Here is a 25,733-nt window from a genome sequence, read left to right as displayed (position 1 = left end):
TATTTGAATAGATGCCGAATTATATGCTGTTAAGGCTTAACCAAGCAAACATTAAACAACTGTTTAAAAATTAATCATATGTTCAATATCAAGCCATTTTTCAACCAACTCATGCAGCCCACATGCATATTATGCGAGGCCAAAGCGCATCACACACTCGGCATCTGCGCAGATTGTTGGCAAGATTTGCCATGGCAAGCACTGAGTGGTTGCCCACAATGCGGACTGCCTGCTTCTGGCAACACCTGTGGCAGTTGCTTAACTGATCCGCCTTTCTTTGATGCCACGCATGCGCTCTTTGAGTATGCATACCCGATCGACGCATTATTACAAGCACTCAAGTATCAACATGCATTGCATTTGGCACGGCTATTTGCAGCCATCAGCTTAAAACACGTAAGTGCTAGCGATGTTGATTGTGTGTTACCGATGCCAATGCACCCAGCGAGAATACAGCAACGCGGATTCAACCAATCATTAGAACTGGCCAAACGCATCACCAAGCTGTTGCACAAACCATTGGCAACGCATCACTGCCAGCGCATTAGAAATACACCGCCACAAGCCAGCCTGCCGCTAAAAAGTAGAGTCAGCAACATCAAAGCTGCGTTTACCTGTGATGATTATTTTGTGGGTAAGCATGTAGCGATTGTGGATGATGTCATGACTTCCGGCGCCAGCTTAAACGAGCTAGCAAAAACACTGAAAGCCGCTGGTGCGGCTAAAGTGACTTGTTGGGTAATGGCGAGAACTTATTGAGCCAACAGTTGCGCTATTGCACTTGCTTGAGGCGTTGCGACACAAACAATGCCAGCTCAGGACTGAGTTGGCTGGTTTGTGCCTGTTGATAAGCTTGCTTAGCCTCTGCTGCACGCCCTTCGGCCTGCAACGATACCGCCATGCCAATCAGCCAAGCGGGTGTAGTAGCACCACGACTCAAGGCCTGCTGATAACGTGTAATGGCTTGCGCATGCTGCCCTGTTTTTTGTAGCACCACCGCCATTAAGGCGTAATAAGCGTCTGGTTGTTGCACATTGGCGCTATGCGTCTCCAATGTGCGCAATGCATCTTCCGCCAGGCCTGCATCTAACTGTAAACGTGCCAACGTTTGCGCATAACTGCCATGGTTGGGAGCCTGATTAGAGGTCAATTGCAATCCGCTTTTTAATACCTGCATGGCTTGGTCTAACCGTTTGTTATCGACCAACAAACCCACCAAAGTCTGGCGCGCATCTTCATGCTGAGGATATAACTCTAATGCATTTAGCAATTGATCTTGCGCCTCGGCCACACGCCCTTGTTGCAAATAGCTAATAGCTTGCTGATAAGCATGGGCTGCTTTTTGCTCAGCAGTCATGGATTTATTCACCACCGATTTAGACTCTATGGCGTTAGGCGTAGCTTGTTTAGGCAAAGGCATTGTATTGGCAATGGCCACCTGCGCACGCGCTGCAGGCTGCACCACTTCAGATTGTACTGTGCTAGGCTGTACCGCAGGCGCCTCCACATCTAAGACAGATGCACCATGGGCATTAGCAGCCACCACGGTCTTGGATAATGCTGTTGCCTGTGTGACCTGATTGGATTGGGCTGCTGCTAGTGCACCGCTTTGTTGTGACAGATGCAATGTCTTTTCCAAGCTTGGCGTAAAACTCACGCTGGTTTCCACTACGGCTTCAGTGATTTCGCTAGGCGTTGGTGTTGGTGTAAGCGTAACTGCAACAGGAGGCATCATATTGGCATTGGCCTCCGTAATCATGCCGGCGTTACTTGGTAAATCCAGCGTTGCATGTGTAGACAGCATACGTTGCGACAACAGTTGCACGCCATAGACGCCGCCGATACATAAGGCCCCGAGCACTGCATATTGCAACATTCTGTTTTTGCGTGGTACCGCTACTGCATGCACTGGATGTGCCATCTGCGTCAGTACACTAGGCGCATCCGAAGAGGCCTTGCGCTGCTCTAACTCTTGTAGCATTTGATTGATTAAGCTCATATTGTCCGCCTTATCGCACTTAGATAATTAGTGAGATAAAAATAACGTGGCACGCGCAACACCCATGGCAAGCCACCATTTAAAGATTGAATAAGACCAGCCATGTTGTGCACGCACACTGGCATGTGTATCTAATACGGCATCGCGCATTTCGCGCACGGTCACCTCGCGCAAGCCTTTGCCATAGGCTGACAACAATGCTTTATGCGCCAAAATATTGACCAATCTGGGGATACCCGCAGAATGTTGGTGTAGTAAGCGCAAGCTGGCCGGTGTGAACACACGCCAGCCGTTATAGCCAGCAATATGCATACGGTGATTGAGGTAAAAACTCAGCTCATGCCATTGCAAAGCACCCAAGCGATACTCAAAGCTAATGCGTTGACGCAATTGGCGAATCGAAGGCTGATCTAACTTTTCTTCCAGCTCGGGCTGGCCAAAAATCACCACCTGTAATAATTTGCGTTTCTCGGTTTCTAAATTACTCAACAAACGCAAAGCTTCTAGCGTTTCAATCGGCATGGCTTGCACTTCATCCAAACACACCACTACTTGTTTGTCTTCGTTGGCCAATGCCATTAATCGTTGAGACAATGCGTCTAGTAACTCATGGTGGCTTAAGCGTGCAGGCAAGCTCAAACCAAGTTCGGACGCCAGCGCCATCAACAATGCTTGTGGGTCTAAATAAGGATTGGGGATAAATGCTGTTTTAAAGCCATCACCCAAGCTTTTGAGTAACTTGCGGCATAGCAAGGTTTTACCTGTGCCAACTTCGCCAGTAATTTTGATAAAGCCTTCACCCGAACTAATCGCAATCAGCAGCGTATTCAATGCTTCTTGATAGCTTTGCGTGGCGTAATAAAAGCTGGTGTCCGGCGTCAGCTTGAACGGGAATTCTTGCAGACCAAAATGCGCGAGGTACATAATTAGCTACCTCCAGCTTTGGCTTGTCCGTATTGTTGTTGGCGCATACCTTCTAAACGTTGCTGTGCGCTGAGCATGTCTTCTGACCAGCTCTCATTGCCTTGCACTACGGTCGATTTCAGTAAAATCACCAACTCAGATTTACTGGATTGCTCGCTATGCTGGCGGAAGGCTTTGCCTATGCCTTTGACATCGCCCAAACCAGGCACTTTTGAACCGGTTTTGGTATTGCTCTCTGTCATCAGGCCGCCAATCGCAATCACGTTACCATCACGGGTGCGCACAATACTGTCGGTCTCATTCACGCTGCTGGAAGGCAGTGGCAAATTAAACTGATTAGACGTGCCGCCCAAGGTAAATTGTTTGGTCACGGTCGTCACTTGGCTAATGGATGGATGCATATGCAAGATGATGTTGTCATCTTTATCAATTTGCGGCGTTACATCTAACGAGATGCCAGAGAAGAATGGTTGCAAAGTGACTTCCGGAATCGTAGTCGTTGCGCCCACAGAGGCTGTGGTGCTTTGTCTCACGCCAGTAATATAGAACTCATCCGTACCTACTTTAAGCACGGCTTTTTGGTTATTGATGGTGGCAATTCTTGGGCTAGAGAGCACTTCTACATCGCCTTGTGTTTCTAAAAATTGCATCAGCGCAGCAAAGTTAGCGCCTTGTAATGCCACGGCAAACAAAGGCCCACCAATCGCAGTGGTAGCAGCATTCGCCAAAACGCCATTCAAATCTGCACCTAACGAGCCAGAAACTTGCGGGCCATTGCCATTGGTATTGACCACGCTGTTGTTGTTGATATTACCTACCAACGCCCGGCTGCTGCCACGGCTCCCTAATACAGACCAGTTCACACCGCTTTGAGAATCTGAATTGAGGCCTACGCGCAAGATCTTGGCTTCTAAAATCACTTGGCGCTCAATGTTTACTTGCATCAAGCGCAAGAAAGATTCGACGTTACGGATTTCCTTAGGCATGGCACGTACCATGATGACGCCAGACTGCAAGTTGACCACTACTTTGCGCCCTGCTTCTGTTCCGACAATGCCGTTTAAAGACAAGCCTAAATCCGTCCAAAAATCGTTACTGGTATTAGTGGAAATACTGCTGGAAATCAGCGCCACTTGATTGGTTTGACCTGGTGTAGAGGTCGTAGCCGTGGATGGATTTTGTGACGCTGTGTTGCTATTGGATGCGCCCAATGAGCCAGAAGTCACTTGTGTATCAGACGAACCTTTACGTTGGCCTACAATATAATTGACCTGAAACACGCGTGTTTGCAGTGTTTGCGGCTCAATCATAATGCGTGTGCCGTCTACTTTATATTCATAGCCATATAAATCACGTAAAGCATCTAATGCTTCAAATACGGTCACATCTTTTAAATTGACGGATACATTGCCAGCCATGTCTGGATGTAACAGCATGCTGTAGCGCGTACCGCTCACGATGCCCATCAACACTTGTGCAGCGGGTGCATTGTTCACCACTAAATCAAAACGTGGCTCTAATTTTTTGGCATTGCTTTTAGGTAGCTCTACTTTGAGCGGCGGCAATAACGCTTCATTCACCACTTCTGGCAAGGCCGCAGCAGGTTTAGCTTTAGCCGCCTCTTTTAAGGTTTGCTGCATTTTATTGTTGAGCTGCCCGTTGTTTTGTGGCGCATTGCTTGCGCAACCAACCAGCAACAACATGGCCATCACCGTGCTGAATTTAAAATGTGTGTTCATTGCTTCACCCATAGACTTTCTGCCTGCACACGCACTTGCGCATGAGGACGTTCCGTTAAGTTATTTCGTGTCGTGGTTTCTACCACCTCTTGAGAAGTGGCTTTAGTGCTATTTCGTATTGGTAACTTGGTGGGCTGTGCGGACGCACTGCGCTTTTGAATGGCGTAATCCATCACCAGCACTTTGGTCTTGCCATCTTTTGCACGCAACACCGCTTCGTTAGCGCTCAACCGTATCAATGTCCAATCCTCATAGCTGCCGCCCAACATCACAGTTTGCCCATTGATCATGGCAAACTTGGCGCTAGAGCCTAAGGTAATGGATTGCAACATTGGTGGTGGTGCCACAGTTGGCAAACGCTCCGCCGACACCAAGCCAGACTGTGGGGGTGGCATGGTAGGGTCACGCAACACCTCAGCCATCAGCGTGGATGTAAATAGGCCAAGCCCAATCAAACCCATTAGATACTTAGCCATGTGGCATCCAAACTCAGTGTATACACTGTGATCGTGAGTTCATTCTCAGGGTAAGTTTTTGCTACCAGCACGGCTTTATCCCACAATACTTGTGCAGACATGGCTTGCAAGGCTTGCGCATAACGCATCAATTCCATGTAGTTACCTGCCAAGGTCATGGTGATGGCATGGCGATAAATGAGTGGCTGACCGCTATGCGTCTGTGTGGCTTCGGTATCTTGTGCCGTGATTGGTTGAGCAGTTAAGAAGTTTTCCGGTGGCAGCGTTTTCATGTCAATCAACCGCAAGCCGGCGTGATGCTCAATCAAATCTTTGAGTAAGCCAGGCATTTGTGCCGGGCTCACCAAGGTATCTTGCAAAGCAGACATTTCTGTTTGTTGCGCATGAATCTTGGCATTGAGTTGTGCAATTTTTTGCGTATTACTATCATCCACACTCATGACCGGGTGCTCTGATAGCGTAGCCACTTGCTGCGCTATATCCGCCAATTGCGCACTGGATTGCGCCATTTCTGTTTGCATTTGTTGTTGCTGGCGCTGAACTGGGCCCATCAATAAACTGCTGAGCACGGCATACACCAGCGCCAATCCGGCAAAAAACACCATCCAACGTTCGCGTGCGTTTAACGCAGCAAACTTGGTAGAAACTGTCTGCAGCATGGCGTTCAAGACTTCACCTCGTTTGGTGTAAGCGCTACTGCTTCCAGTGTTGCTGGTAAGGATGCAGCAGAGGTAGGTAGGATTTCTTTCGCTTGTAACTCAAACTCGACAAATGCACTGGGTACCGGCGCTGCGGCAGGTGTAGATGCAGCGCTTGTGGACGCTACAGCAGGTGCAGGGTTAGCGGCTTGTTCTGTTGGTTGCTGAATACGCAATCCGCTGAATGCTTGGCCGGCAAATACAGCTTGACGCCCAAGTTGATGCATATAATCAGGCAATAAGGACGCATCTAAACTGCGCCCACGCAAAGACACCGCATGATGCGTTTGATCGATACTAAAGCCGGTGAGCCATAGCCCATCTGTGCTTTGGCGCGCCAGCCCTAACATATAATTAGCCAAACCCTTGTCTTGTGAGGGCTTGCCTTGCTGCATCACCTGCAATATTTGCGTTTGCATGCGGTGTTTTTCCTCTAACGATTGTAACGTTGCAACCAAGGCCTGATTTGGCGCTTTTGGCGCCCTCGCGGCATTCATTGCTTCCAAAGTGGTTTGCTGCTGTTGCAACTGACCCACCAACTGATCTCTTGATGCTTTGAGTGTGTGTACCTGTTGTGCGGTATAGCCATACCACCCCAATATCAGCAAACCCAATGCGCCGTATACGCTTACTATATTAAGCGTTGTCAAATAATCCTTTTGCTTGATAAGAGCTGGATTTATGAGGTTAATCTGTTGACTCATGCTGCTACCTCCTCACGTAATGCCGCGCCTATGGTGTGTAACACCAAAGCCTGTTTGGTCAGCCCGTCGACAGCAACACCAGATGCAAAGTCCACAACATCTTCCAATTCAAAGCTGGCTACCTGTGTGTACAACGCACTTTTCAAATGCTGTAACAAAGCATCGCGGTCTTCGCAAGGCGCGACCAATAGCTTATTCACCGTAATGAATGGAAACTGGCGGTCAAAATTATCCAGCGAGCGTTGCAGCTCTAAAGCAATGCGCTCATACGCACCGGCACTGCGTTCTTCTTCAATCTCAATAAAACGGGTGTGGTAAAGCTCTCCGCCCGATGTAAAAGTGAGTAAGCCGCCATCGCGCCCAAAGCTCAGCATGGCCAATCCACGGTCTTTCTCTTCCAATAACGCGGCAATATTACGTTGCGCGGCCACCCGCACATCTATTGCCTGTAAATGAATATCGGCATCGGCAAAGGTGTTGTATAACTGACTCACCAATGCATTTTTAGCGACCATGGCATACACATAGTCTTGCTTATTGGGGTAAGCCGGATCTTGCGGAATCTTCATATAATCCAACGTGGCTTGCTCAACTGGGTAATCCACCATGTCTTTGATCTTCCAGCGCAATGCTTCCTTACGTTCTTGTTCCGGTACGTTGGGGGATTCCACTTGCAGCAATTGGTAATCTTTGGCGTTGAGCACAAAGCTGCAACGTGCATGTTTGAGTTTGTACTTTTTGGCAAGGGCGATTGCGTCTTTGGTTTCACGCGCATTGCTGGGCTCAATATGCGCAAAATTCACCAGCGGCTTTTCGCCCGTGCGTCGCATCACTTGCACAATCGTCGTCACCTCTCCGGTGGTACGAATAGCGGTCCATGCCTGCTGCTTCTGTTGTTTAAACCATTGCATATCGTTGCCTTTTCAAACTCTAAAAATTCTCACGTAAATAAATGACCGGGCTTTTATAAATACCAAAGGTGGCACGGGCAGTTGGGTTGGCGTTACCAAACCAAGGGGTTGCCGCAGAGCCTGCAGGGCTTTCAGCAGCACCGTTACATGTCTGGCCACTAGCTGTATTAAGGTTAACTCTTAGCAACACACTGCCACTATTGCCAGCTCCGGGCTTACTTAAACGCAAATTAGCTTTACCTTTGTCGAAAGGATCTTTAACACTTAATTGTGTTTCACATGCATTCAGATTGACGTGGTAGTCACGCATTTCCACAGCTGTTGCCGGCACAGCGCTACAGCTATCATCTTGATTACGCTGGTAGGCCAAACCAGTCCAATACTGCGCTTCCACAGGCACCGTTAAGGGCAGTAATTCAGAGCCATAGCTATTGGCTATAAATAAGCGTCCAAAACGGAATGGGCTAGCCGGTGCCACAGCCGTGACTGGCATGGTCACGCCATCAGCATCGATAGGTGCAGCACTGATGGTGATATTGGTTGGTGCAGTTGCAGCGGTGGGTCTGCCCACAATATGTTTGGCTACTACACTAGCAACGCCGTTAGCCCAAGTGCCAGTAGGCGCGTTAGCACTACCGCTCAGCGCACTGCCAGATGGCAATGTGGCTGCGCTAAAGTTAAAGTTTGACCAACTGTTCACACCTAATTTTGCATAGGTGCCGTTGTAACTCTGCGTGGTGGTATTGGTCACACTTTGTGCTGCCAAACTAAACGCTGTGCTTAATCCATCTTGTCCAAAATACGTAAACACTGCACTACAAGCAGGGGTTGCTGCTGGCAAAGTCACAGCAAAATGATCTGGGATAAACCGTCCAAAATAAGATGTGTTGGCGGCATTACCAAAGCTACAGCCAACTTTGCTGCCACTGCTGTTAAAGCCGGTGGCGCAATCACCATTTATTGAGTCTACCGAGGTAAACGTATTATCAAATACCCCATACTGGGACAACCTAAAATAGCCGACCTCGCTATAGGTAAATGCGCTGCCGGTGGCGGTGCCTGTATTGCCGTTGACTGTACTAAAAGTACCTGCAACCGTGCCATTTTGTACTGCACCAGTATGTGCAGATACTTTGCTAGTATCGATTTGTGGTATGCCGTTATAGCCCACCACACCACTGTTTGCAGTCAAGCTAAAATTGGCACCTGCACGTACGCGTGGTGTCGCCGTTGTACTCACGCCGTTGGTATCTGCATCGGCACTGCCGGTGGCAGTTACGGTAAAGCTAGACGGGCGCACTGCAAACTGATCTGAAGAGCAGCCGGACACAGCAACACCGGTATCGCGCACGCGGCAGCGTAATTTGCGATAGGCATTATTCAAGACAAAATTGGAGGGCACCGTAATACGGCCACTATTGCCTGAGGTGAAGGTGACGCTCTGGCTGGCAATGGCGCCACTGTAAGCACTACATGCAGGCTGCGGCGTGACGCTGTCATCAAACAGCTCTACCGTCACACCAGAGCTAGCGGTATAGGTTGTGGCTTGCGAGCCATCACTTTGCAGCGCCACCACATCAAACTTAAACCCAGTGCCTGATACTTCGGTGTAAAGTGGATTGCGAGAGGATGGGCTGCTATTGAGATTTTGATAGGTGAGACCTGTCTCCAAGCACTCAAAATTACTCACGCATGCCACATTGCTAATAGTGTATGCGCAGCTCGCTGTGTTGTTACTGGTGTTCCAGCATTTGGTGCCATTGAGCGGAGTTGTAGTGAGCCCGTTACTGGACAACGTGAAAGTGCCAGCACCGGTGCCGGTCAAGCTGACAGTGGTAATCGGTGAGCCTGAACCAACGGTAAATGGGTCTGGATTTTCGTTAATGGTTGGTGCGGCAGGCGTAGCGCGAATACTGCCAGACAGGCTGCCGGAGCTGACAATATTAGCCGCTGGGCAAGGCACAGTGGCGGAAGTGCAGGCCAATACGGTGACATTGGTTGGGCACAAAGTGGTGCTACCGGGGTGGCGAATCTCCAAATGATCGTAAGGCGGTACAGCGGGTGATCCCACCACAAAATCATAACTAAAGGTATACGTGCCTGGTGCCGTAAAGTTGTATTGAATCCCTACACCGGTATCTTGATAAGTGGAGCTGATAGCATTGCTTAGGTTGGCCGCCTGCAAGATAGAACAATTGACACCACCGTTGACCCAAAAGCTGCTCCAAGTGTTGGCGCAATAATTAGAAAACGTCATACCGCTGCGCTCACGAAACGATTCTACAATGCTAACGCCTGCTGGAATGGCAGTACTGGAAGGACATGTCGTACCAGAAGCCGGTGGATAGGTACCCACCACCTGTTTACCATTGCTATCGGTGTAGCGTACACCACAACCATTATCGCTCCCGCCCAGATACGTATCGACCACATGATAGTAACGCACAGGGTTGGAAGCACTCACTGCATATAGCAGTGGTATCACGATGGTGACTTCTGCCGTAATAAAATCATAGGGGTTGGTATATTTCCAAACCACACTGACTTGTGGCCCTAAAGTAATACCAAAATTGCTAGTGGCTATTTGCTGATCGCCAGCACTAGAAGGGTTTGGGGGAGACACAGCAGATATCGTAGCCGTGCTATACATACCACCGGTGGCAGCAAAGGTGGTGACATTATGATCAGGCCCATAAATGTTACCGTTTGCACGCAAGAAAATCCCGTTATCTAGATTGGTGCTGGCTGGCAGTACGGTGGGGGAATACACTTGCCCCGTATTATTTAAGCGACGCACTTGTAACTGCGTGTTCTCATTGATATAGAAATGCAAACCATTGGTGGCAGAGGTGCCGCCAGTGCTATTGAATTCAACGGTAGCCGCTAACGCAGGCTGATAGGCGCAAAATAGCACCATCAGCAATAACCAACAGGCAGCACGCTGCACCGCATGCGCATCGCCGGCACGCCTGTTCAGCCACTGTTGTAATCGCGTTGCTTCCAAAGTCTCATAGTCCCAATCATGGTAGATTGAGAAATTATGCTACTAGGCGGTGTAGATTAAAGCCTGAAACAAGGGGAGGTTTATGCCGTAAATCAGCTGCGCAGCCTTAGCCGCATTGGTATGCCGGGCTGGCATCGGTACCGCGGCATTTGCTCAATGTCATAATCACTTGCCGTTGAATATGACCGGCGGTTCCAACAGTACCAAAATCTGCAGTGGCCACAATATCGTACATTGCAATGGTATGGTCGGCGCCTTGCTCAAAGTAATCTGCCGAGCGTGTACATGTCACACTCACAGCAAACCCTTCCATATTCAATACTGTTGGGCTGGCCGGGCAATTACCTAAATTGGCCGTACCCGGCGCCAGCACTTGAAAAGCTGCCCACTCCACCCCTGCCCTTGCCATTTGATAAGCGCGCGCACCTTGCACATCTTGCGCGGAACCTGCCTGCTGCAAAGTGCTGATATTGACTGCATATGCACCCAAAGCAGCCAATATGACCACCAAGAAAATGGCAGCGGGTAATAGAAAACCTTGTGCGTATTTTGCTGTCCGCCTAGTCTGATTGAGGCGCAGGCGGGACGGCGCACCGAAGACAGTACGTCTTGTACGGCAAGGTGCGACAACAATAGGTGTGCTTAAATCAGGCTTGATGTTTTTCATGGCGAGTTCACCACATTGACTTGATGCATCAAATTCACTCTGGCCGTATCTTGTGACAGACCTAAATAAATCACCACAATACCGCTGCGTTGTAGCGCCCCCGGAATATAGCGCATCTGACAACTAGCCACATTGGCCGCAATTTGACGACCGGTTGTCAATGCATTCAGTGCGCCAATACTTGCGGGTTGCGCGCTTTGAATGGCGTATCCGCTATACATCATCAGTCGACGATTGGTCATATCGCAAGCAAACGTAGTGGCAGTAGCCACCACATAAAAACGGCTGGAAGGAGATGGCTGAGGAAAAGCATTCCCACTGAAACTGAGCGTGCTAAGTGTGCCCGCAGTGGTCAGTGCGCGCCGGTTAGTGCCTTCGTAAGCATCTACACCCGTCACGCCTAAGTTATAAATCACCAACTGCTGCCCACCGGCAATCAGCAACGGCGTGCCCAATACATCAAAGCTATCGGCGCTTAAACTAAAATCCAGCGGATTATCACTGGCACTCGTACCAACCTCTGCGCGGTAACGTCCAGCAGCCGTCACTGGAATAAACTCTATAAAACTATCGGCGCCATTGGTAGTAGCGCGCACGCTGTTGGGCAAGGCATTGCGCATCTCACGCGACATACGGCGCAGGGCCGTATCTGCACGGTCGGTCAGATTGGCGTAATTTTCCACATCAAAATAAGCTTGGGTAGGGTTACGAATAAACGTGGCCGCACCAGCTGCCAAAATGCCTACTACCGTAATCACCACGATCATCTCGACAATGGTGAATCCTTTGGCTACAGCAGCAAAGTATGGTTTAGATGGTCGGCGCATAACGTAATCGGTAAGCCACTAGCGCCACTAACGTATTGGCTGGGCCGGTGACATTGACAGTAATTTTAAGGACAGCATCTGCAGCTAGACCAGCAAAGGGTGCTACCCCGCCAGCGCGTGCGATATTGACACTGGCCGCATAGCCAGTGAGGCCTGCCAATGGTGTGTTATCCCCCGGTATGCAGATGCCCGCGCAACCGCCGCCGGGCATGACAAAACCGCCATAATCGGCCACATTATCAAAAGGGTCTGCACTACTGTAACGGCTCTCTGCCGCAGGCGTGGGTGAGGTCAATGCACCACCGCCTTTGTCTTGCGAATTGGTACAATCCGCCACCGTAGTCGCTGATGCAGCATTGGCATCATCCGGATCGCACAACGTAAACGGTTGCTGGGTAATTTCTAGCAGCAAAGATTCTGCAATGGATAAGGCTTGCTTACGCACCAACGGGTCTACGCTATCGCGATTGGTGACTTGCAATACTTTGAGTACGCCAGCCAAAGCGGCACCGACAATCACAATAAATACAATCAGCTCAATCAGCGTGACACCAGACTGACGACTTGTTGACTTGAGCAGATTAGCGGACATAACCGGTCTCTGCTTCCACCACGATGTTGCGCGGCGCCTCGCTCAAGTCAGTGGCATTTTGCAGGCTATAACTTGCACTCGCGTTGGGTACAGGTCGACCTAAGCCATCAAACGCCAACGCCGCCTGTGTTGTGCTGAGCGCAACTGTGCTCGGCAGCACTTTGGTATACGCCACTTGCGTGGATGGATCAATGACTGCGCTACTGCAATTACTGGTATACCCCAAACATAATGTACGCGTAGTGGTATTCAAGTTAAGGTATACATATCGCCGCTGCGCCACCGCCGTTTTTTGGGCGTAACGCAAGGCCGCGAGCAATGTACCCTGCGCACCACGCGTTTCAAAGGTTGCACTGCCGATAAACTTTGGCCCAGCCACCGCCGACACTATCCCGACAATAGTGATAACAGCAATCAGTTCAACAAGGGTAAACCCATGTTGATAATGACACCTGTGCATAAGCTCTCACCTAAGTGACAACTAGCAATTACCAGTCGACACTGTTACTAAGCCAGTACTACCGTTATAAGTAGCCTGACATCCAGAGCCGCCACCATTGGATGGACTAAATGTCACTGCAGTAGCTGTAGTGTAATCAGGACTAAATCCATCCAAAGACTGCAATGCATTTCCAATACCAGCTGATGCACCTGTTGGAATACCTGCAGTGGTAGGGGTAGTTCCAACGGCTACAGTGGTTACACCGTCAGCCATAGTCACTGGGCTAGTAGTAGCACCAGAGGCATAATATTTAGCTTGCACCAAAGCCACCGATGACCTGAGAGCGCCAGCGATACCATTGACTGAAGCGACTCTAGCCTCTTTACTCACATTCACAAATTTAGGCAACGCAGTCGCTGCCAAAATGCCCAATACGACAATCACTACAATTAACTCCACTAACGTAAAACCTGACTGCTTATTCATGATATTGCTCCTTAAAAATGACACTTCATTAAACATCTCATATCCACTACATTGATATTCCTAGCAACCTGTCGTCGTAATCGCACTAATCACAGGCGCGGCATTGGCAGCAGCTGGCTCTGTGTAAGTGAACTGGCAACTGGCTGGCGTGGTCGCACCTTGAATCTGAAAGGTGGCCGCTGTACCAGTCGCGGTATAGTTGTAACCATCTGCATTCAACTCAGCCAAGCTTGGGTTAAAACTGGCCGATAAACCTGCGGCTGAAAGTAAGCCAGCAGTGCCAATGGCGGTGACATCCGGATAACCGAACACCATGCGCACAATGCCTGCTTCCGTGCACAGCGTGCCCGCTGCGCCATTCAAGTTATTGGCCGTACCGCCACCCGCAGGGCAGGCAGCAGGGTCAGCAATATTGTTCTTGGCAATGACCGTAGCATGGGTCAAAGCAGAGGCTGTAGCCACAGCGCCGCGTGCCGCATTCAGTTTGGCAATGCGGGCATCGCGCTGCAGGCTGGTAAATCTAGGTAGTGCTAGCGCTGCCAACGTCGCCAAAATCACAATCACCACAATCAATTCAATCAGGGTAAAGCCACTCAGTTTTTTCATTTCACCTACTCCACTTAATAATCAAAAGTCTTAGTCATCAAAAGCCATCATCAAACGCTGCCTACAGCACTAACTTCGTTCTGCAAGCTTTATCCTTTACTGCATCCAATGCCTCAGGCTGGGTCAACTCTCCCGGTGCTACCTGTCGGTGTACCCATGCTTCTAGCGCATGCGCGCACTGCCGCTCTAAATCTGCCTGTGTATTGGCCTGTGCTATATCCGCATTGAGTGATGCGATATACACCAGCAGATAGCCCATCACGATGCACATCAACACACCGGCGACGACATACACCCCGCGTGCTACACCCACCAAGGAATCACGCATTAAATAACTCGGTAACCGCATACTATTTATGCAAGGCTACTTTGCCTAAATCCCATACCGGCAAGAAAATACCCAAGGCCAGTATCAGTACCATCACGCCGAGGAACACGATCAAAATCGGCTCAATCTGTGCGCCCAAGGTTTTAATCTCGTATTCCATATCGCGTTGATACATATCAGCAATTTCTTGCATCAGATCATCCAATGCACCAGATTCCTCGCCCACGGCAATCATCTGCAACACCAAGGGATTAAATACCCCGGCATTATTCGCAGTACGCAAAATGCTCTCGCCGCGCTCAATACCCGCGCGCATGCCGTCCACTTTGCTGGCGATATATTCGTTATCGACCGTTTGCGCCACTAACTTTAGCGCGTTGGTAATGGGCACCCCACTTTTGCTGGCCAGCGCAAAGCTTCTGGCAAAACGTGCCATAGTGCCTTTTTGTACAATTTTTCCAGCAATCGGGATATTGAGTTTGAAGGTGTCCCACTTAAAGCGACCTGTTGTGGTACTGATATAGCGCTTGAATAGAAATGCGATGCCCACGCTAGCTGCAATCAATATGGGCCAATAGGCCAACATGAAATTAGAAAATCCTAGCAACATGCGTGTCAGTAATGGTAGCTCGGCATGCATGCTGTCAAACACTTTGGCAAATGCCGGAATGACAACAATATTAATCACCACAATCGCCACGGCCATCGCCATCACCACAAAACTGGGGTAGCGTAGCGCCGCTTTGATTTGGCCGTGCATAAAGCGCTCAAACTCTAAGTGGTTGAATAACCGTAAGAAAATATTGTCCAGCAAGCCTGTGGTTTCCCCCACACGCACCATGCTGACGTAAAAACCGCTGAATACGGTTGGGTGTTCTGTCATGGCTGCGGACAACTCGCGCCCACCGTCTAAACTCTGTCTTAAATCCCCCACCACAGCGGCCATACGCGCGTTTTTGGTAGAGGCCTGCAAACCACCTAAAGCCTGCATAATGGGAATGCCAGCTTTCAACAAGGTGTACATTTGCCGGCTAAATAACATGATGTCTAGCGAAGTAATTTTCTCTTGAAACAAGCCCTGCTTTGCAGTTTTTGGAGCGGCAGTTTTATTGTTGGTGGCCACAATATCAATCGGCGTGATATTGCTGGTCAGCAGCAGGTTCACCATCGAATTGGTATCCGTTGCCTCCATGACGCCGTTCACTTGCGCGCCGTTGGCATCCCGTCCTTTATATGCGTATGCTGGCATTTAGTTTAGGCATCCAATTGATTATTAATACGCATAATTTCAGCCACGGTAGTACGCTGATCCAATGCAAGCTGGATAGACTGGCTACGTAAGGTTTGCCCCTGCATGCGTGCACGCGCTTGCTGAATAAACGTGTTGGTATCCTGATGATTGGCGGCTTCCACCAATTCATTGGTCATCTCTAGCAACTCATACACGCCCACGCGCCCTTGATAGCCGGTTTGATTACAATGACTACACCCTTTACCATGCACAAAGGACTGCTCCTGTGTCTGATTGCCGAGCGCCTGATGACTGAGTTCTTGCTTTAACCAAAGCTGTTCATTCGGCGTGGGCACATAAGATGATTTACAGTGATCGCACACGATGCGCACCAAGCGCTGGGCAACTACACCCAACAAAGACATGGCCACCATAAATCGTGGCGCACCCATGTCAATCAGGCGCACCGGCGCGGTGATGGCATCATTGGTATGTAAAGTAGAGAGCACTAAGTGGCCGGTCATCGCAGCACGCAAGCCAGTTTGTGCTGTGGCTTCATCACGCATCTCACCCACCAGAATAATGTCCGGGTCTTGACGTAAAGTAGTGCGCAATACACGCGGAAAATCCAAATCAATCTTTTCATTCACTTGCACTTGGTTAATGCCAGGCAACCGATATTCCACCGGGTCTTCTACCGTGATGATTTTATTGGCATGTGAATTCAGCTCATTCAGCGCTGCATATAAGGTTGTGGTTTTACCGCTGCCGGTCGGGCCAGTCACCAGCACCATGCCGCTGGGTCTATGAATCAATTTTCTAAAGCGTGCCAACATATCGGCTGGCATGCCCAGTTTGTCTAGTGCAAAATTACCTGCATTTTGAATCAACAACCGCATCACTACGGATTCGCCATACTGCGTGGGCATGGTGGAAATACGAATGTCGACAGGCAAGGCTTTCACTTTGATGCCAAAACGGCCATCTTGTGGCAGGCGCTTCTCTGAGATATCTAGGCCAGACATAAGCTTAAGCCGCAACACCAGTGCGGTCGCAATTTTCATATCCGATTGTGTCTGCAGATGCATCACGCCATCGATACGGAAACGAATGTGTAGCTTGTTTTCTTGTGGTTCGATATGGATATCCGATGCGCGTACTTGTACGGCATCATCAAAAATGGTTTGTAATAACTTAACAACCGGCGCTTCTTCTGCGCTATTGCTTGTGCCTAAGCTCACAAAATCTAAGGTGTTCTCGCCTAGATCTTGTTGCAGCTCCATGGCTAAATGGCTGATTTCATCGGTCAAGCGATAAGTGCGATCAATTACCTGCAGCAACATACTTTCCTGCACCACAGCCAATTCAATTTCGTGCTTGAGTACGCGGGTCAGTTCATCGTAAGCAAATAAATCAGAGGGGTCTGCCATCCCCACAAAATAAGTACCGCCCCTGTCTTCCAACACAATGGCTCGGAACCGACGCGCTTGCGCCTCAGGCAGTTTCTGTACTTCGTGTGATTTCACATTGAAATCATTTAAATCGATAAAGGGAATATTGAGTTGGCGTGCTAATGCCTCGGAAATTTGCTTTTCCGTGACAAAGCCGCTGTCTATAAATACGCGACCTAGTTTACGCCCAGTACGTTTTTGCTCGACCAGCGCAAGTTCCAGCTGCTCAGGCGACAACAAATTCTGTTGTATCAGAATTTCGCCTAATCTAATTTTTTCCGGACGCGCCATAATCCACCCAATAATTGTTCACTCTGAATTATCATAGCGCTCTCACTACCATCTTAATTTCAAGAACAAAGGGCTGAATGTGTTTGATATTGTGCTTTATGAGCCGGAAATTCCACCCAATACAGGCAATATCATCCGCCTATGTGCCAATACCGGCGCACAACTACATTTGGTCAAACCATTAGGGTTTAGTTTGGAAGACAAACAGCTCAAGCGCGCTGGCTTGGATTATCACGAATACGCCAGTTTACAGGTGCACGAAGACTGGGCTGCATGCAAAGCGGCACTGGCTGGTAAACGCATGTTTGCACTCACCACCAAAGGCAGTACGCGCCATACCAATCTGCAATTTAAAGCAGGCGATGTGTTTGTATTTGGCCCGGAAACACGCGGATTGCCACAGGAAATTAGAGATGAGTTTTTAGCGGAGCACCGTGTACGCCTACCGATGCTGCCCGATAGCCGTAGCCTGAATCTATCTAACTCCGCCGCCATTTTGCTGTATGAGGCATGGCGGCAGATTGATTTTGTCCATGGTCAATAATTGTTAAAACGATGCAAAGTCATTGATTTTTTTCAAAAATCTCGCTAATGTTATGAGCCTTTTTGCTATTACACATCAACATATGATCGAAGTCATCATTCTTGGGGGATTTGTACTGTGCGTGGCCTATTATTGGCACACCATGCGTAGTGCTGAGCGTCGCCTCAACGAAATGCTTGAAGCTTCAGAAGCCTCGCTCGCAAAGCCGAGCTACCGTTGTGTGAAAATTGAAATTGGCCAACAAGCGTGCCAGCAAGTGCACATGTACCAAGCCAAACCTATTTTGGTCAACGATGCGCCAAGATTGCCTTTGGCAGAATGCAACGTTGCGCAATGTAACTGTAAATTTTTGCGATTTGATGACCGTCGTTCTGGTGAAGATCGCCGCGATCGTTCCGCAGATGCAGTGATGAATGCCAAGATTTATGCAGATAAACGCATCCGCAAAGACCGCAGAAAAGCCTCCATCAACCACTTTTTAAAAGGCTCTACCAAAAGCTATAGTCACGGCATTTAGTTACGCAGCCCTGCCTAACCTTAAATGCCCTCTGGTTTTTGCTCGCGGCCCAGCAAATCCATCACGGCATCACGCGCCGACTTACCGTGCGTAAGTGCTTGATTCACTTCATAAGTAATGGGCATATCCACCTTAATTAAATCAGCTCTGCGCATCACTTCGCGTGCGGTATTCACGCCTTCCGCAACATGACCCAATCCTTTTAAGATATCCTCTAACGGCTTGCCTGTGGCCAATTGCAAACCGACTTCGCGGTTTCTGGAGTACTGTCCGGTACAAGTCAGAATTAAATCGCCCGCGCCTGCCAACCCCATAAAGGTTTCGGCTTTTGCACCTAGTGCAATACCAAACCGTGTAATTTCGGCCAACCCGCGTGTAATCATTGCGGCACGTGCATTGTTGCCAAACCCCATGCCGTCGGAAATACCGGCAGCAATCGCCATCACGTTTTTGATGGCACCACCCACCGACACGCCAACGACATCGGTGCTGTTATATACACGCAAACAGCCACCATGAATCAGATTGGCCGCGTGTTGCGCAAAGTCTGCATTGTTGGCGGCCAGCGTGACAGCCGTAGGTAAACCGCGTACCAATTCCGCAGCAAAGCTGGGGCCAGAGAGTGCACCCCAATGGCGGTCATGACCCAACTCTTCTTGTGCCACCTCGAATGGGAGTTTGGCAGTTTCTGGTTCCAAGCCCTTGTGTGCCCAAATAATCGGTTGGGTGGCATGTAAATCGGCCAGCGCTTTAAGTATCGGACGAAAACCGGCGGTAGGTACCACTGATAACACGATATCGGCATGTTGAATGGCCGTAGCCAAGTCATCTTCCACTTGCAAGCGGTCATTAAAAGTGAAATCGCCCAGATAAAGCGGATTGGCGCGTGCTTTACGCATGCCGGAAACGTGGCCGCTATTACGTGCCCACAGCGCAACATCATGTTGCTGACTGATATGCATCGCCAGCGCGGTACCCCAAGCGCCTGCACCAAGCACCGCCACTTTAGCCATGATTGAAACCCCTGCTATTCATCGTTATTGTTAATGTCGACTATACGTAAAGACTGTAGTGCTATGTCCGCGCACGTACTTAATTGATTGCGCATACCTGCTAAAAGATTAATTGCCCCACACGGCGGTAGTGCGCACAAAACCAGAGAGACCATCGCGGTGTTTTACTTTGATCCAGCCACTTTTTGTGGACGCTGTAATAATCTCTACGACTACATCTTTTTCCAACGTGGCCACTAGCGGCGCGCCGTCTTCATCCGCTTGTTTAAGTTCCGCTTGTTCGCCCACAATCAATGCGGTACGTTTAGCGCTCAACTGTTTGCCTTGCACCCAACTGAGCGTGCCAAAGTGATCGCGGATTTTAATCCACTCACCCAAATTCACAATCACTTCGACCGGGTAACCACTGCCAATCAGATAGAGCTTTTTGGCCTCGGTAGAAGGCGCATCGTACAACACCGCTTTGCTGATAGCCACTGAACGGAACTCCAGCGCTTGCACCTGAACAGCGAGCAATAGCCCTAACGCAGCAAAGCCAATGTAAAGCGCAGAACGCACGTATTTAGTTGAGTTGCGCACCAGTTTCAGCCGCTTGCTTTTGCTGCATATACAATGCTTCAAAATTAATTGGGTTGAGCAATACTGGCGCAAAACCTGCACGTGTCACCATGTCTGACACAGCTTCACGGGCATATGGGAACAAGATATTTGGGCATGCTACAGCCAACACTGGCTCCAGATTTTCTTCTGGCATATTGCGAATGACAAAAATACCTGCTTGCGCCACTTCTACCAAGAATGCAGTTTTGTCACCAACTTTTGCGGTCACAGTGACTTTAATTGACACATCAAAAATGCCTTCTTCTAGCTTTTGTGCGGCATTGGCCAACTCAACGCTCACTTGCGGTGGTGTGCGATCGGTAAAAATCTGTGGGGCATTAGGCACTTCGATAGAAGCATCTTTAATATATAGTTTTTCAATACCAAACGCTGGTTGTTCATTCACTGCGGCTTGGTTTGCGTTATCTTCTTTTGCCATGTTAAATCCCTGAAGTTAAATTCTTTACTGCTGTTTGTTGATAAAAAGTGTGCCGTATTTTAACGTTTAATCCATGACAAAACTATTAAAATTTACACCGTCAATAATGGGTCTAACTCGCCTGCCAAATCCAAAGCTCGCAAATCATCAAAGCCGCCAATATGGCGCTCATCAATGTAGATTTGCGGTACAGTACGACGGCCTGTTTTCTCCATCATTTCCTGCCTAAGTTCCGGCTGTAAATCTACACGAATTTTCTCAATCTCGTTGACGCCCTTATTGCGCAACAAGCGTTCTGCATTGATGCAATATGGGCAAACTGCGCTGGTGTACATGCGTACTTTAGACATACCTGATTCCGATATCCAATAAACTAAGCCGTTTTAACGATGGGCAATTTGGCCTCTTGCCATGCAGCCAAGCCACCTTGCAATTGATGCAACTGCGTGAATTCTTGCGCACGCAGAATGGTACATGCTGTTTTAGCACGCATACCTTTTTGGCAATGCACCAGCACTGGTTTTTGTTTGAATTTTTCAATTTCTTTCAGGCGATTAGGCAACTCAGCCAGCGGAATATGCTTAGCACCTTGGATATGACCAGCTTCAAACTCTGCCGCATCGCGCACATCCAACACCAACGGTTTGGAGCGACTCATCAACATCACGGCTTCGGTTGGTGAGATATTGGGCACACCGGCTGCTCCACGGTTGAGCATAGGCCATAACAATGTCAGGCCAGAACCAATCGCCAAGCCAATGAGCAAGGCATTTTCTTTAATAAATTCCAACGCGTATCCTTTAATGTGTGATTGATTTCAATATGGTGACGGCACTGCAGATTTTCAAGGAAAATTGCGCAATCCTAGCCGGATAGTATGCGTTAAGCACAGCTAACCATTATAATGGAAATAACCTGAAACAGACGAGATTACCGCATGCAAACCACTCCTGTAATTCTATTAATTTTAGATGGCTTTGGGTACAGCACCCAATGGGAAAACAATGCTGTTGCACAAGCCAACACGCCACATTTGGACGCGCTGAAAAAGACTTACCCGAACACCTTGATTAATGCTTCCGAGCATTATGTCGGACTACCGGATGGACAGATGGGCAACTCAGAAGTCGGGCACTTGAACATTGGTGCGGGGCGTATCGTATTTCAAGATTTCGAGCGCATCAATAACAGCATCAGTAGCGGTGAGTTTTATCAAATTCCAGCGCTCGTCAATGCCATTCAAACGCTCAAAGCCAGCAATAAAGCCTTACATATTTTTGGCTTATTATCCGATGGCGGTGTGCATAGCCACCAATCGCATATTCACGCCATGCTGACCATGGCAGCACAGCAAGGCCTGCAAAAAGTATATGTACACACATTCTTAGATGGCCGTGATACACCGCCGATTAGTGCTAAGCCTTATATCACGGCGCTGGAGGCTCACATTCAGTCTATCGGTGTTGGCAAAGTCGCCTCTGTCAGTGGTCGCTTTTATAGCATGGATAGGGATAAGCGCTGGGAGCGTGTCGCGCCTGCTTACCATATGTTAGTAGATGGTGTGGCGGAATTCGTGGCGCCCACGGCGACCGCGGCATTAGAACAAGCTTATGCACGTAATGAGTCAGATGAGTTCGTTAAATGTACAGCGATTCACGATGCAGGCAGCCCAGCCATCACTATGGAGGATGGCGATGCCGTGATCTATATGAACTTTAGAAGTGACCGCGCGCGCCAAATGACCGACGCGCTACTTAACCCGGCTTTCAATGGTTTTGAGCGTGGTCGTGTGCCTGCTTTATCTTACTATTTCACGCTGACACAGTACGATCAAAATCAAACCAAAGCACTGCCCGTATTTGCACCATTTAGCGTACCGAATACCTTTGGCGAATATGTGTCTCAACTTGGACTTAACCAATTACGCATTGCCGAAACCGAGAAATATCCACACGTGACTTTTTTCTTTAATGGTGGAGAAGAAACGGTGTTTGCTGGCGAAGACCGCATTATGGTGCCATCCCCTAAAGTGGCCACATATGATTTACAGCCGGAAATGAGCGCGCCAGAAGTGACCGATAAATTGGTGGAAGCCATTTTATCTAAACATTACCAAGCCGTGATTTGCAATTACGCCAATGGCGATATGGTCGGCCACACTGGCAACCTGCAAGCGGCGATTCAGGCAGTGGAAACATTAGACACGTGCTTAGGGCGTGTTGTAGCTGCTGCACAAGCTACAGGTGCGGAAGTGATTATTACCGCAGACCATGGCAATGCAGAAATGATGTATGACCCAGGCAGTGATCAGGCGCACACACAGCACACTACCAATTTGGTACCGTTTATTTACGTGGGTAGACCGGCCACGCTACAAAACACGGGCGCTCTCTCGGATATTGCCCCTACCCTGCTGCAGTTAATGGGGATACCTCAGCCCAAAGAAATGACAGGCAAAAGTTTAGTGCATTTCGGTAGTTGAAGCACCGTTGATGATACTAAAAAAAGTGTTTTGGCGATGTGCTTGGCTTATGCTTGGTTTGTTAGCTGCGCACTCTGTGTTGGCAGCCAAGAAAGCAGATGCTGCCAAAGATGATTTAAAAGATGTGCATGAAAAAATCGAGTCGCTTAAGAAAGAATTAGACGCGTCTACCGATGCGCATAAAGATGCGGCGGACGCGCTCAAAGCATCAGAAACCGCCATTAGCAAAGCGCAAAAAAAATTACACGAAATCAGTCTCAAGCAAAAACAGAATAGTGTCACACTCACACAACTCAAGCAGCAATCGCTGCGCATCAATGACGCGCTCTCTGACCAACAACAGCAGTTAAGCCAACAACTATATCAACAATATTTACATGGCAACCAAAGCTATACGCAACTGATGTTGGAAAACAAAGACCCCAATGCAATCGCACGTGATTTGAAATACTTTGCCTATATTGCCAAGGCACGCAGCCAGTTAATTAATGAGATGCAGGGCAATTTGCGTAAAGTAGAAAGCCTGAATGATGAAACTGCGGCAAAGTTGAATGAAGTGGCAGCACTCAAACAAAAACAGGAAGAAGAAAAGAAAGCGTTACTACAACAAAAGCAAGAAAAAGCCAAAGTTGTCCAATCACTCTCACAAAAAATCGCAGCGCAGCGCAGTGAAATCAGCAAGCTCAAACGCGATGAGAAAAATCTGTCCAACCTAGTTGAGCGGTTAGCAAAACTTGCGGCTGCACAAAAGAAAAAACAACTCGCCCAGCAAAAAGCCAAAGCAAAATCCGCAAAAAAAGCTTCTGGTCGACCCAACACAACGCCATCTAATACAACGCAACCAGCAGCAGAAAATCAAACCATCGCACGTAACGAGACCTTGCCGGACAATGATGTGGATGGTGTGCACTTTCCCAGCTTGCGCGGAAAATTGCGGTTGCCTGTACGCGGCGAAGTAAGCAATCGTTTTGGCGCGGTACGCTCTGACACCGGTGTGAGCTGGAAAGGCCTATTTATTCGTGCCAATGAAGGCAATGAAGTGAAATCAATTGCTAGTGGCCGCATTGTGTTTGCAGATTGGATGCGTGGTTTTGGCAATTTAATCATTGTGGATCACGGCAGCGGCTATATGAGTTTATACGGCAATAATCAAGCCTTGCTCAAAAACGTGGGGGAGAAAGTCAGCGGTGGTGACACGATTGCGGCAGTAGGCAATAGTGGTGGCAATGAAAGCAATGGACTGTATTATGAGCTGCGCAGAAACAGCGTACCGTTTGACCCGTTGAGTTGGAGCAATGTGCGCTAGTAGATAATAGTGCATGGGTGTTGTGCGATGCATACTGAGTAAAGCCCACATAAAAAAAGCGCACTGCAAGTGCGCTTTTTTATTACCGATATCCACTTAATACGATTAAGTGAGACGATTAAGTGGATATATTGCTAAATAAGACTATAGCTCAGTGAGACTGTAGCAAGCTAATACTTAGCTACCTTCTGCTGGGGCCTCTGCTGGTGCCGCTTCCGCAGCCGGTGCTTCTGCTGGTGCTGCACCTGCCAACTCTTCTGCAGTTAATGTGATGCCTGGTACGCGCTCTTCTGCTGTTGGCTCGTAACCACCTGCCACAGGCGCTGCTGGAGCCGCTTCTGGCGCTGCAGCTGCCGGTGCCGCCTCAGCAGCAGGTGCCGCTGGTGCTTCTTCCGCCTTCTCACCACAAGCAGTTAATAACAAGCTTGCCAATAATGCAGAAACCAAAACTGATGATGTAAATTTCATATACCCTCCAAAAAAATAATTGCAAATATTTATTTATATACTATTTATATACAAAGACTTAGCCAATGTTTCTAACACAATACCACGATATTGTGATTAGTATCAACAATCCTACATTGCGCACCACACAAAAACAGTAGGTGAACTCTCTAAATTTAAGTCAGATTGCTCCTACATCTCGCGCTATCATCGCGCCTTTTGCATAAGCTTCTAGCTCGTAGACACTATGTCGATAACCACGCCGACAGGACCAAAGGTACTTCAATAACGTCATGCCATGTAAAAACTGCGATACATGCACCAACTCATGCCCCAGCAGTTCTGTACCCTGCCTAGTATTAGGCTGATACACGCCAGCCCTGAAAAAAATACGATGTTGCAACACCACCGCACACATACGCCGACTTAGCCACATTGGCACGGCGCCTTCAATGATGCGCGCTTGTTCAATCACCACACTAGAAAAATAGGGTTTAAACGTATCACGCTCACTAACCGTCAGCGGACGCCCTTGCTGTCGCACCCCACTTACCCAACTATTTAACACGTAGAAACGCTACGCACCAATCACATGCATCAACACGCGTCGTGTCGCTGGCATATGCCGGTGTTCAAACAAAAAAATACCCTGCCATTGCCCCAATGCCACTTTGCCTTCTAATAGCGGGATAGATAGACTGGTTTGCGTGAGCGCTGTGCGCACATGCGCAGGCATGTCGTCAGGGCCTTCCACCGTATGGATAAATAGCTCGTCACCATCTGGCACTAGCCGATTAAAAAATGCTTCCATATCGACCAGTACATCGCTGTCGTAATTTTCATTAATCAGCAGGCTGGCCGACGTATGTTGAATATACAGCGTCAACAATCCGGTTTGTAATCCTTGCGCATTCGCCCATTGCATGACTTGCGGTGTGATATCGTATAAGCGACGGCCTTGTGCTTTGACTACCAGTGTTTCTGTACTTTGACGCATGTGACTCCAAAC

Annotated in this window: 30 protein-coding genes; 5 read left to right on the top strand and 25 right to left on the bottom strand. The window is 48.7% G+C overall.

Translation table 11 applies throughout. The annotated features are described in order from the left end of the window. Window positions 1-78 precede the first annotated feature (78 nt). Window positions 79-759: a ComF family protein gene (locus A3Q3_RS0112405; protein WP_020183914.1), complete on the top strand. Its 681-nt coding sequence runs from the start codon at window positions 79-81 to the stop codon at window positions 757-759. 13 nt (window positions 760-772) lie between these two features. On the opposite strand, the gene A3Q3_RS0112400 is transcribed toward A3Q3_RS0112405, so the two are convergent. The 17 genes from A3Q3_RS0112400 to A3Q3_RS0112320 all read right to left on the bottom strand — a co-directional run bounded on the left by A3Q3_RS0112400 (window position 773) and on the right by A3Q3_RS0112320 (window position 17,376). Continuing rightward, window positions 773-1,999, bottom strand: coding sequence for a tetratricopeptide repeat protein (locus A3Q3_RS0112400; protein WP_020183913.1), 1,227 nt, complete (start codon window positions 1,997-1,999; stop codon window positions 773-775). Window positions 2,000-2,026: 27 nt separating this feature from the next. Then, window positions 2,027-2,923, bottom strand: a complete 897-nt coding sequence (locus tag A3Q3_RS0112395) for an ExeA family protein (RefSeq protein ID WP_020183912.1) — start codon at window positions 2,921-2,923, stop codon at window positions 2,027-2,029. A gap of 2 nt (window positions 2,924-2,925) precedes the next feature. Next, the gene (locus tag A3Q3_RS0112390) at window positions 2,926-4,662 is read right to left on the bottom strand and encodes a secretin N-terminal domain-containing protein (protein ID WP_157355116.1); all 1,737 of its coding nucleotides are present in this window, start codon (window positions 4,660-4,662) and stop codon (window positions 2,926-2,928) included. Further along, a complete protein-coding gene (locus tag A3Q3_RS13970) occupies window positions 4,659-5,138 on the bottom strand; it encodes a hypothetical protein (RefSeq protein WP_157355113.1) in 480 nt (159 codons plus the stop codon). The genes A3Q3_RS0112390 and A3Q3_RS13970 overlap by 4 nt, the downstream gene beginning before the upstream one ends. Continuing rightward, window positions 5,123-5,797 (bottom strand): type II secretion system protein GspM, encoded by a 675-nt coding sequence (locus A3Q3_RS0112380; protein WP_232418479.1) that lies wholly within the window; start codon window positions 5,795-5,797, stop codon window positions 5,123-5,125. The genes A3Q3_RS13970 and A3Q3_RS0112380 overlap by 16 nt, the downstream gene beginning before the upstream one ends. A gap of 5 nt (window positions 5,798-5,802) precedes the next feature. Then, window positions 5,803-6,540, bottom strand: a complete 738-nt coding sequence (locus tag A3Q3_RS0112375) for a PilN domain-containing protein (protein WP_020183908.1) — start codon at window positions 6,538-6,540, stop codon at window positions 5,803-5,805. Continuing rightward, a complete protein-coding gene (gene pilM / locus A3Q3_RS0112370) occupies window positions 6,537-7,451 on the bottom strand; it encodes a type IV pilus biogenesis protein PilM (protein WP_020183907.1) in 915 nt (304 codons plus the stop codon). The genes A3Q3_RS0112375 and pilM overlap by 4 nt, the downstream gene beginning before the upstream one ends. A 19-nt stretch (window positions 7,452-7,470) precedes the next feature. Continuing rightward, on the bottom strand, window positions 7,471-10,455 hold the full coding sequence (locus tag A3Q3_RS14205) for a DUF6701 domain-containing protein (RefSeq protein ID WP_020183906.1): 2,985 nt from the start codon (window positions 10,453-10,455) through the stop codon (window positions 7,471-7,473). Between the two features lie 106 nt (window positions 10,456-10,561). Beyond that, window positions 10,562-11,122 (bottom strand): hypothetical protein, encoded by a 561-nt coding sequence (locus tag A3Q3_RS0112360; RefSeq protein WP_020183905.1) that lies wholly within the window; start codon window positions 11,120-11,122, stop codon window positions 10,562-10,564. Continuing rightward, window positions 11,119-11,949: a type II secretion system protein gene (locus tag A3Q3_RS0112355; RefSeq protein ID WP_020183904.1), complete on the bottom strand. Its 831-nt coding sequence runs from the start codon at window positions 11,947-11,949 to the stop codon at window positions 11,119-11,121. The genes A3Q3_RS0112360 and A3Q3_RS0112355 overlap by 4 nt, the downstream gene beginning before the upstream one ends. Beyond that, window positions 11,933-12,541, bottom strand: coding sequence for a prepilin-type N-terminal cleavage/methylation domain-containing protein (locus A3Q3_RS0112350; protein WP_020183903.1), 609 nt, complete (start codon window positions 12,539-12,541; stop codon window positions 11,933-11,935). Before A3Q3_RS0112350 ends, A3Q3_RS0112355 begins: the two co-directional genes overlap by 17 nt. Next, on the bottom strand, window positions 12,531-13,001 hold the full coding sequence (locus tag A3Q3_RS0112345; protein WP_020183902.1) for a Tfp pilus assembly protein FimT/FimU: 471 nt from the start codon (window positions 12,999-13,001) through the stop codon (window positions 12,531-12,533). Before A3Q3_RS0112345 ends, A3Q3_RS0112350 begins: the two co-directional genes overlap by 11 nt. 21 nt (window positions 13,002-13,022) lie before the next feature. Next, window positions 13,023-13,469, bottom strand: a complete 447-nt coding sequence (locus A3Q3_RS0112340) for a prepilin-type N-terminal cleavage/methylation domain-containing protein (RefSeq protein ID WP_020183901.1) — start codon at window positions 13,467-13,469, stop codon at window positions 13,023-13,025. 60 nt (window positions 13,470-13,529) lie between these two features. Then, a complete protein-coding gene (locus A3Q3_RS0112335; RefSeq protein WP_020183900.1) occupies window positions 13,530-14,075 on the bottom strand; it encodes a type II secretion system protein in 546 nt (181 codons plus the stop codon). 61 nt (window positions 14,076-14,136) lie between these two features. Continuing rightward, window positions 14,137-14,424, bottom strand: a complete 288-nt coding sequence (locus A3Q3_RS0112330) for a hypothetical protein (RefSeq protein WP_033424966.1) — start codon at window positions 14,422-14,424, stop codon at window positions 14,137-14,139. Between the two features lies 1 nt (window position 14,425). Further along, window positions 14,426-15,652 carry a type II secretion system F family protein gene (locus A3Q3_RS0112325; protein ID WP_020183898.1) on the bottom strand — a complete coding sequence of 409 codons (1,227 nt, stop codon included), beginning with the start codon at window positions 15,650-15,652 and terminating at the stop codon, window positions 14,426-14,428. A 5-nt stretch (window positions 15,653-15,657) separates the two neighbouring features. Continuing rightward, entirely contained in the window at window positions 15,658-17,376 is a 1,719-nt protein-coding gene (locus tag A3Q3_RS0112320; protein WP_020183897.1) for a GspE/PulE family protein, read from the bottom strand. A 79-nt stretch (window positions 17,377-17,455) separates the two neighbouring features. Between A3Q3_RS0112320 and trmL the strand changes: the two genes are divergently transcribed. Together trmL and A3Q3_RS14200 are read left to right on the top strand one after the other, a co-directional pair. Further along, complete coding sequence (trmL, locus tag A3Q3_RS0112315) at window positions 17,456-17,920, top strand: tRNA (uridine(34)/cytosine(34)/5-carboxymethylaminomethyluridine(34)-2'-O)-methyltransferase TrmL (protein WP_020183896.1); 465 nt, start codon at window positions 17,456-17,458, stop codon at window positions 17,918-17,920. Window positions 17,921-17,972: 52 nt separating this feature from the next. Beyond that, on the top strand, window positions 17,973-18,437 hold the full coding sequence (locus tag A3Q3_RS14200; RefSeq protein WP_020183895.1) for a hypothetical protein: 465 nt from the start codon (window positions 17,973-17,975) through the stop codon (window positions 18,435-18,437). A 20-nt stretch (window positions 18,438-18,457) separates the two neighbouring features. Here A3Q3_RS14200 and A3Q3_RS0112305 read toward each other — a convergent pair whose 3' ends face one another. From A3Q3_RS0112305 to A3Q3_RS0112285, 5 genes are all read right to left on the bottom strand, one after another. After that, window positions 18,458-19,450 carry an NAD(P)H-dependent glycerol-3-phosphate dehydrogenase gene (locus A3Q3_RS0112305; protein WP_020183894.1) on the bottom strand — a complete coding sequence of 331 codons (993 nt, stop codon included), beginning with the start codon at window positions 19,448-19,450 and terminating at the stop codon, window positions 18,458-18,460. Window positions 19,451-19,558: 108 nt separating this feature from the next. Further along, entirely contained in the window at window positions 19,559-20,029 is a 471-nt protein-coding gene (locus A3Q3_RS0112300; RefSeq protein WP_020183893.1) for an SH3 domain-containing protein, read from the bottom strand. After that, the gene (gene secB, locus A3Q3_RS0112295; RefSeq protein ID WP_020183892.1) at window positions 20,013-20,489 is read right to left on the bottom strand and encodes a protein-export chaperone SecB; all 477 of its coding nucleotides are present in this window, start codon (window positions 20,487-20,489) and stop codon (window positions 20,013-20,015) included. Before secB ends, A3Q3_RS0112300 begins: the two co-directional genes overlap by 17 nt. A 92-nt stretch (window positions 20,490-20,581) precedes the next feature. Further along, window positions 20,582-20,839: a glutaredoxin 3 gene (grxC, locus tag A3Q3_RS0112290; protein ID WP_020183891.1), complete on the bottom strand. Its 258-nt coding sequence runs from the start codon at window positions 20,837-20,839 to the stop codon at window positions 20,582-20,584. A gap of 23 nt (window positions 20,840-20,862) precedes the next feature. Continuing rightward, window positions 20,863-21,279 carry a rhodanese-like domain-containing protein gene (locus A3Q3_RS0112285; protein ID WP_020183890.1) on the bottom strand — a complete coding sequence of 139 codons (417 nt, stop codon included), beginning with the start codon at window positions 21,277-21,279 and terminating at the stop codon, window positions 20,863-20,865. A gap of 147 nt (window positions 21,280-21,426) precedes the next feature. Between A3Q3_RS0112285 and gpmI the strand changes: the two genes are divergently transcribed. Both gpmI and A3Q3_RS0112275 read left to right on the top strand, forming a co-directional pair. After that, window positions 21,427-22,971: a 2,3-bisphosphoglycerate-independent phosphoglycerate mutase gene (gene gpmI / locus A3Q3_RS0112280; RefSeq protein WP_020183889.1), complete on the top strand. Its 1,545-nt coding sequence runs from the start codon at window positions 21,427-21,429 to the stop codon at window positions 22,969-22,971. Between the two features lie 49 nt (window positions 22,972-23,020). Next, the gene (locus tag A3Q3_RS0112275; RefSeq protein WP_020183888.1) at window positions 23,021-24,277 is read left to right on the top strand and encodes a murein hydrolase activator EnvC; all 1,257 of its coding nucleotides are present in this window, start codon (window positions 23,021-23,023) and stop codon (window positions 24,275-24,277) included. Between the two features lie 177 nt (window positions 24,278-24,454). Here the strand turns inward: A3Q3_RS0112275 and A3Q3_RS0112270 are convergent, their stop codons facing one another. The 3 genes from A3Q3_RS0112270 to A3Q3_RS0112260 all read right to left on the bottom strand — a co-directional run bounded on the left by A3Q3_RS0112270 (window position 24,455) and on the right by A3Q3_RS0112260 (window position 25,721). Next, window positions 24,455-24,745: a hypothetical protein gene (locus tag A3Q3_RS0112270; protein ID WP_020183887.1), complete on the bottom strand. Its 291-nt coding sequence runs from the start codon at window positions 24,743-24,745 to the stop codon at window positions 24,455-24,457. A 160-nt stretch (window positions 24,746-24,905) separates the two neighbouring features. Then, the gene (locus A3Q3_RS0112265) at window positions 24,906-25,292 is read right to left on the bottom strand and encodes a DUF4157 domain-containing protein (RefSeq protein WP_033424964.1); all 387 of its coding nucleotides are present in this window, start codon (window positions 25,290-25,292) and stop codon (window positions 24,906-24,908) included. A gap of 9 nt (window positions 25,293-25,301) precedes the next feature. Next, complete coding sequence (locus tag A3Q3_RS0112260) at window positions 25,302-25,721, bottom strand: secondary thiamine-phosphate synthase enzyme YjbQ (protein WP_020183885.1); 420 nt, start codon at window positions 25,719-25,721, stop codon at window positions 25,302-25,304. Between the last annotated feature and the right edge of the window lie 12 nt (window positions 25,722-25,733).

The sequence above is a fragment of the Methylotenera sp. 1P/1 genome (assembly GCF_000384355.1).
Classification (GTDB): domain Bacteria; phylum Pseudomonadota; class Gammaproteobacteria; order Burkholderiales; family Methylophilaceae; genus Methylophilus.
Note: the sequence above shows the minus strand (reverse complement) of the source record. Positions and strands in the feature narration are given on the sequence as shown.

Excerpts from the sequence above, each read along its gene's own strand:
- A3Q3_RS0112405 (WP_020183914.1), top strand. The coding sequence starts at position 79 with ATGTTCAATATCAAGCCATTTTTCAACCAACTCATGCAGCCCACATGC.
- A3Q3_RS0112400 (WP_020183913.1), bottom strand. The coding sequence starts at position 1,999 with ATGAGCTTAATCAATCAAATGCTACAAGAGTTAGAGCAGCGCAAGGCC.
- A3Q3_RS0112395 (WP_020183912.1), bottom strand. The coding sequence starts at position 2,923 with ATGTACCTCGCGCATTTTGGTCTGCAAGAATTCCCGTTCAAGCTGACG.
- A3Q3_RS0112390 (WP_157355116.1), bottom strand. The coding sequence starts at position 4,662 with ATGAACACACATTTTAAATTCAGCACGGTGATGGCCATGTTGTTGCTG.
- A3Q3_RS13970 (WP_157355113.1), bottom strand. The coding sequence starts at position 5,138 with ATGGCTAAGTATCTAATGGGTTTGATTGGGCTTGGCCTATTTACATCC.
- A3Q3_RS0112380 (WP_232418479.1), bottom strand. The coding sequence starts at position 5,797 with ATGCTGCAGACAGTTTCTACCAAGTTTGCTGCGTTAAACGCACGCGAA.
- A3Q3_RS0112375 (WP_020183908.1), bottom strand. The coding sequence starts at position 6,540 with ATGAGTCAACAGATTAACCTCATAAATCCAGCTCTTATCAAGCAAAAG.
- pilM (WP_020183907.1), bottom strand. The coding sequence starts at position 7,451 with ATGCAATGGTTTAAACAACAGAAGCAGCAGGCATGGACCGCTATTCGT.
- A3Q3_RS0112360 (WP_020183905.1), bottom strand. The coding sequence starts at position 11,122 with ATGAAAAACATCAAGCCTGATTTAAGCACACCTATTGTTGTCGCACCT.
- A3Q3_RS0112355 (WP_020183904.1), bottom strand. The coding sequence starts at position 11,949 with ATGCGCCGACCATCTAAACCATACTTTGCTGCTGTAGCCAAAGGATTC.
- A3Q3_RS0112350 (WP_020183903.1), bottom strand. The coding sequence starts at position 12,541 with ATGTCCGCTAATCTGCTCAAGTCAACAAGTCGTCAGTCTGGTGTCACG.
- A3Q3_RS0112345 (WP_020183902.1), bottom strand. The coding sequence starts at position 13,001 with ATGCACAGGTGTCATTATCAACATGGGTTTACCCTTGTTGAACTGATT.
- A3Q3_RS0112340 (WP_020183901.1), bottom strand. The coding sequence starts at position 13,469 with ATGAATAAGCAGTCAGGTTTTACGTTAGTGGAGTTAATTGTAGTGATT.
- A3Q3_RS0112335 (WP_020183900.1), bottom strand. The coding sequence starts at position 14,075 with ATGAAAAAACTGAGTGGCTTTACCCTGATTGAATTGATTGTGGTGATT.
- A3Q3_RS0112330 (WP_033424966.1), bottom strand. The coding sequence starts at position 14,424 with ATGCGGTTACCGAGTTATTTAATGCGTGATTCCTTGGTGGGTGTAGCA.
- A3Q3_RS0112325 (WP_020183898.1), bottom strand. The coding sequence starts at position 15,652 with ATGCCAGCATACGCATATAAAGGACGGGATGCCAACGGCGCGCAAGTG.
- A3Q3_RS0112320 (WP_020183897.1), bottom strand. The coding sequence starts at position 17,376 with ATGGCGCGTCCGGAAAAAATTAGATTAGGCGAAATTCTGATACAACAG.
- A3Q3_RS14200 (WP_020183895.1), top strand. The coding sequence starts at position 17,973 with ATGAGCCTTTTTGCTATTACACATCAACATATGATCGAAGTCATCATT.
- A3Q3_RS0112305 (WP_020183894.1), bottom strand. The coding sequence starts at position 19,450 with ATGGCTAAAGTGGCGGTGCTTGGTGCAGGCGCTTGGGGTACCGCGCTG.
- secB (WP_020183892.1), bottom strand. The coding sequence starts at position 20,489 with ATGGCAAAAGAAGATAACGCAAACCAAGCCGCAGTGAATGAACAACCA.
- grxC (WP_020183891.1), bottom strand. The coding sequence starts at position 20,839 with ATGTCTAAAGTACGCATGTACACCAGCGCAGTTTGCCCATATTGCATC.
- gpmI (WP_020183889.1), top strand. The coding sequence starts at position 21,427 with ATGCAAACCACTCCTGTAATTCTATTAATTTTAGATGGCTTTGGGTAC.
- A3Q3_RS0112275 (WP_020183888.1), top strand. The coding sequence starts at position 23,021 with ATGCTTGGTTTGTTAGCTGCGCACTCTGTGTTGGCAGCCAAGAAAGCA.
- A3Q3_RS0112270 (WP_020183887.1), bottom strand. The coding sequence starts at position 24,745 with ATGAAATTTACATCATCAGTTTTGGTTTCTGCATTATTGGCAAGCTTG.
- A3Q3_RS0112260 (WP_020183885.1), bottom strand. The coding sequence starts at position 25,721 with ATGCGTCAAAGTACAGAAACACTGGTAGTCAAAGCACAAGGCCGTCGC.